This window comes from Pseudomonadota bacterium (assembly GCA_018823135.1).
Taxonomy (GTDB): Bacteria; Desulfobacterota; Desulfobulbia; order Desulfobulbales; family CALZHT01; genus JAHJJF01.
Genome location: JAHJJF010000144.1, coordinates 1 through 4,832 on the forward strand (window position 1 = coordinate 1; position 4,832 = coordinate 4,832).

4 protein-coding genes are annotated in these 4,832 nt (G+C 47.9%); all 4 read right to left on the reverse strand.

Annotated elements, in window-relative coordinates; translation table 11 throughout:
- On the reverse strand, positions 1-1,431 hold a 1,431-nt coding region (locus tag KKE17_14820), incomplete at its 3' end, for a hypothetical protein (protein MBU1711270.1).
- 77 nt (positions 1,432-1,508) lie between these two features.
- Positions 1,509-2,528 (reverse strand): peptidylprolyl isomerase, encoded by a 1,020-nt coding sequence (locus tag KKE17_14825; GenBank protein ID MBU1711271.1) that lies wholly within the window; start codon positions 2,526-2,528, stop codon positions 1,509-1,511.
- A gap of 29 nt (positions 2,529-2,557) precedes the next feature.
- The gene (locus KKE17_14830; protein ID MBU1711272.1) at positions 2,558-4,063 is read right to left on the reverse strand and encodes a S8 family peptidase; all 1,506 of its coding nucleotides are present in this window, start codon (positions 4,061-4,063) and stop codon (positions 2,558-2,560) included.
- Positions 4,064-4,180: 117 nt separating this feature from the next.
- The coding region (locus KKE17_14835; protein ID MBU1711273.1) for a hypothetical protein at positions 4,181-4,832 on the reverse strand (652 nt) is incomplete at its 5' end.

A 4,832-nucleotide genomic window follows, 5' to 3' on the forward strand; every position in this document is an offset into this window, starting at 1 on the left:
CGAATCCCCGCAACGGCCGCAGTCGGCGGTAATCTGCGTATCAGTCCAGGTTTGCACACTGCAGTCTCTGGTAACCGTTGTCTTCCTCTTACGCTTGCCCACATTAAAATCCATGTTCAAATCGGTTCCTGATCCCGCAGCTTCAAGATACTGACTGAAACCGTTACCGGTTACTGTTGCCATACCGCCATTGCAGGCTGCCGAAGCAATCACTACTGCCGGCAGCACGGAAATATTCATCGCATTGCTCTTTTTATCTCCCTTTACCGCCCGGAGCAGATAATTGCCCGGCAACAGGGTTGCGGGCATCATAACCCTAATAGTGTTTTGCTCAATTGCCGTTGTTATAAGCGTTATGACATTTCCAAGGGAATCCTCGATCACTCCCTCCGAACGCAAAACCAGAGGGCCGCTGGGTCCTTGAATCGTGTTTGTAAATGCAGTTCCGGTAAGAGTTAGCTGCGTGTCAACTCCTGCGGTAAACAACACATCACTCAGGTCGGATATCACCGGCACAACCGGTCCGGAAAAAGGTGCGCCGGCTGCCATTGCGGTGAACCCATGACATCCCCAGCAATCCTCCTGAGCGCCGATATGGCCGTAATACGGGTCCTCCTCTCCGGGAGTTATCGCATTATCATTGTTCGAATCCGCCTGAATGTTATGGAGGGATGAAACGCCGTGGCAGTTTTCACAGCGCCTGATCGTATCGGGCCGGTCCCGATCAATAACGAATAGGCCGGAGGTAAAGTGACACCAGCCACAGTGAATATGGGAAAACATGTTGCCGCCGCCGTGATGAGTTTCAATATTCTTGACTACAACTATATTGTCGGAGGTTGTGCCGCTGTTATGGCAGAACGTGCAGGAACCCTCAACCGTGGAATCCTCGTCTGCCGAAGTAAAGCTCGGTTTAGGGGTGACAAGGGACGGCACATAGGTGGGAATGTAATGACTGTCACCGATATTATCAACGATTGCACCGTGACACGCCTGACAATTACCCCGCAGAGCCGGGCCGTCGACATCCAGCCGGTGATGAGGCGTAAAATCATGACATAATGTACAATTGCCCCTGAAATTCTGGTCAAACACATAGGAACTTGAATCCTCATCCCAGACAAGATCATGGCAGGAGAGGCAGACATAGGTGCCGTTGGGATCTTCATCAGGGTTCGGAGCGGCTGTCGGGTTGCCCACCATCATGCCTATCTTCAGATGATGCCGATCTGGAAGATAGGTGGGATCAGCCGGGATCGTATCCGGCGGATTCTGGTTATGACAAAAGATACAATCGTCTTTTACAAGTTTATTGATCGGACCGTCGGGAAATCCTATTTCCTGTCTCACCGGTGGCGGTTCCCCGAATACCTTGCCTTGAAAACCCATAGCCATACTAATCATTACGCAAATCAAAAATAGTCTCTTCATCTTTTCCTCCTTCTTCATTGCGCCGGAATTTTTCTGGATCAGGAACCTGGTGTTCTGTTATTGATAAAAAGCTCCGTTTAAGTACCGATAGCACCCTCGAAAATCTCTATAGCCGCATTTTTTTTGAGATTTTCAATATGATCGGCTAATTTCTTCTGTAATGCCTGCTGCTCCAGATATTTATTTATAAAATCCCGCATGGCTGCTAAAGACGGGATTCCACCGGGTTGCTTGTCAAGGACTTCAATAATATGAAAACCGAACGTGGTCCGAACGACCTGGCTGAGTGTCCCTGCTTCGAGGCTGAATGCCACCTCGTCAAATTCTTTCGGCATATAGCCATGATTGATGTAGTCGATTTCGCCGCCGCCAGAGGCGGAATTACATTGTGAATCCTCTTTTGCAACTTCTGAGAATGATTTTCCAGATAGTATTTTCTCCCGAGCCTTTTCAATCTTCTTGCGAGCGATTGCCGTTTCCTCCGGACCGGCATCAGGATTCAGTTGAACAAGAATATGCCTTACCTTGACGCTCTCCTCTCGCCTGAACCCCTCTTTACTCTTCTCATAAAAAGATTGAATCTCTTCTTCAGAAACCTGAGAACTGCTCAAGCCTTGAGACTTCAGATAGGAGTTTATCTGAATTTTTTGTTTGAGCCATAATTCCAGTCGCTCATTATCCAATTGCCTTTTAGCCAGATACTGGTCAAACTTTTCCCTGGTTTTTAATTGAGCCTTGAGCTTTACTACTTGTTCATTAATTTGTTCCTTGATGTCCGGTACCTGATGAACAAGGCTCGCCTGAGACAAAACTTCGTCCTCGATGATTTTGTCCAGGGCCTGTTTCTGCAGTGTTTTAATAAATACCGGCCTGGGGTTCTTCATGCCGAATTTGGAATATTTCTTCTTATACTCTTCTACTGCTGAGACCAGGGTGCTTTGGTAAATGGGTTGACCGTTTACTTTTGCAACAATCTTTCCGAACTCCTTATCCTCAATTTTTTTTGCCAGGCACTGTTCCGTAAACCAGGGATTGAATGCCGTTATCAAAATGATAATTATCAGGGCATACAATTTTGCGCTTCGTTCAACTAGCATCTGTTTTTTCCTTTCTTCAAATGAATATCCTATTGCTCCAGATTCAATGGAGACGCCAGGATAATTTCTTTTTCAACAATAACCGTGGCCGTTGAGCCAGGCCCTCCGACAGGTGTAAAAATCACCTTCAGATCTGCAGCTGTTGCATCGATCATAAAAGTCATTGTTTGCGATCTTCGTTTGAAAAACCGAATTACTTTTGAAAGATCGCCGCGATTTTTGCCGTTTTCCATAACCTTCATATGTATGGCCAGCAGTGATTTATTTTTAATCATAATCTCGTATTGCCCCTGCTGAAGAGTGATCCCTTGGCTGCTGTCAGCTCTTCGTCGCCTTTTTACCAGCTGAAGAATCACTTCATCATCCAAGTCATCAAGGGCGCCTGTCGCATCAACCAAACCGTGGCCATAAACGTTATCATGACCTGTCTCGCCCAGATCCAAAGCGCTTGAATGAAGCTGGATTCGAACATCCCTGTTGTCAGCCAAACCGTCATCATTCAAATCCCTGATGCCGGCCGACATAATCAGGGCGGCGGTGCCGGTCACATGGGGTGCCGCCTGTGATGTGCCACTTAACTCGGTCTCGCCACCACCTGAAGCAGACGAGGATACAGCCACTCCAGGGGCTGCCAGTTCTATCTGTGGCCCCAAGGGACTAAACCACCCGGGCTGATCATCTCTGTCCGTACCGGTCACCGCAATCACCGAATCATAGGAAGCCGGATAAACCGGCTCACCGCCAAAAGTGTTTCCAGCTGCAGCAACCAGCAGTACTCCAGCTTCATATGCTGCATCACATGCTTCTTTGAGCGCTTCGGAGTGGGGGCCGCCGAAACTCAAATTCACAATATCCATCTTGTTTTCAACCGCCCAATCCAGACCGTCGATGATCCAGCTTACCAGGCCTGAGCCCCCCCCATTAAGGACCTTGACCGCATAAATCGATGCATCCGGAGCTACCCCGACGACTCCTTTCCCATCGGCAACGGCAGCAATAATCCCGGCCACATGGGTTCCATGGCTGTCCCAGCTGTCATCAAAGGGATCATCATCATTAAAAACAAAATCCCAGCCCCCTGCATAGTTTGCTTCCAAATCCCCATGCCTGTAATCAATACCGGTATCTAGAACCGCGATCTGAACCCCCTGGCCTGTAATGCCTCTATCGTGGGCAGCCTTGCTTCCGATATGATAAACTCCCCAGGAATTTTCATATTCCGCCAGCCAGTCGGTTGCTGGTTGATCAATTGAATAAAACCTGTCTTCCTCAACGTACTTCACCAAGGGGCTTCTTTTTATTTGTGCAATTGCCTGAACCGGAATTTTTGCTCTTAATGCAGCGATTCGCCTGAAGTTACCCTTTACCCCTCCACCGTGATTGAGAATCAACGCTTGCTCATTTTCGCCCGGGGTTTTGTGAAAACCTACAATAACAGAGCGTTCCATCCCTTGAGCGCTTGAAACCCAGCAACAAACAAAGAACGCGACCATCCATAAAATGGTGTATTTTATTTTACTGCGTTGATGTTCCATAATAGGAACCCTTGAAAACTTTTAATCGGCGGCCCCTTCGCTCAAAAGATAAATCCTGATTAAGGGGCCGCCTCCTTATGGCATGCTCGAAAAAATGATCAAGCGTTACATGGTTAATCAATCATCTTCTTCACACTTATCTCTACGTCTGTTCCAACTGCAGTCGTCTCTTTTCCAGCATTCCATCCAGTACAGATCGGAACATTCCTTGATTTTTTCTTTTTCTTCGCATTCTCTTTCTCTATAGTCCCAGCGGCAATCATCCCGCTGCCGACAGGTCGAACGATCAAGATCTTCACATTCTTTGATTACGGTTACTTCTTCACATTTTCCTCGATTTCTGTTCCACTTACAGTCGTCCCTTTGCCAACAATGTAATGGATCAAGGGATGAGCATTGATCTATTTGACAACCCTCATCGACAGTTTTGTCGCAATTATCATCAATACCGTTGCAGATCTCTCCCGCTCCGGGATTGACATCAGAGTTGTTGTCATCACAGTCGTCCCTGCATGCTAAGTACCCGTCACCATCCTTATCATCAGCGACTCCGCAACCGCAGCTTCCTGGTTCGGTCTTCAGCGGATCTGATGGACACTGGTCGTTGCAGTCAGAGATGCCATCACCATCACTGTCCATATCACCGATTACGCCACAACCGCACAATCCGGGTTCAATCTTATTCGAATCGTCCGGGCAGAGGTCAATACAGTCTGGGGTTCCGTCATTATCTCTGTCCGTATCTGCTACTCCGCAACCGCAGGCTCCG

Bases quoted from the DNA above. Each gene is read 5' to 3' on its own strand.
- KKE17_14825 (MBU1711271.1), bottom strand. From the start codon at position 2,528: ATGCTAGTTGAACGAAGCGCAAAATTGTATGCCCTGATAATTATCATT.
- KKE17_14830 (MBU1711272.1), bottom strand. From the start codon at position 4,063: ATGGAACATCAACGCAGTAAAATAAAATACACCATTTTATGGATGGTC.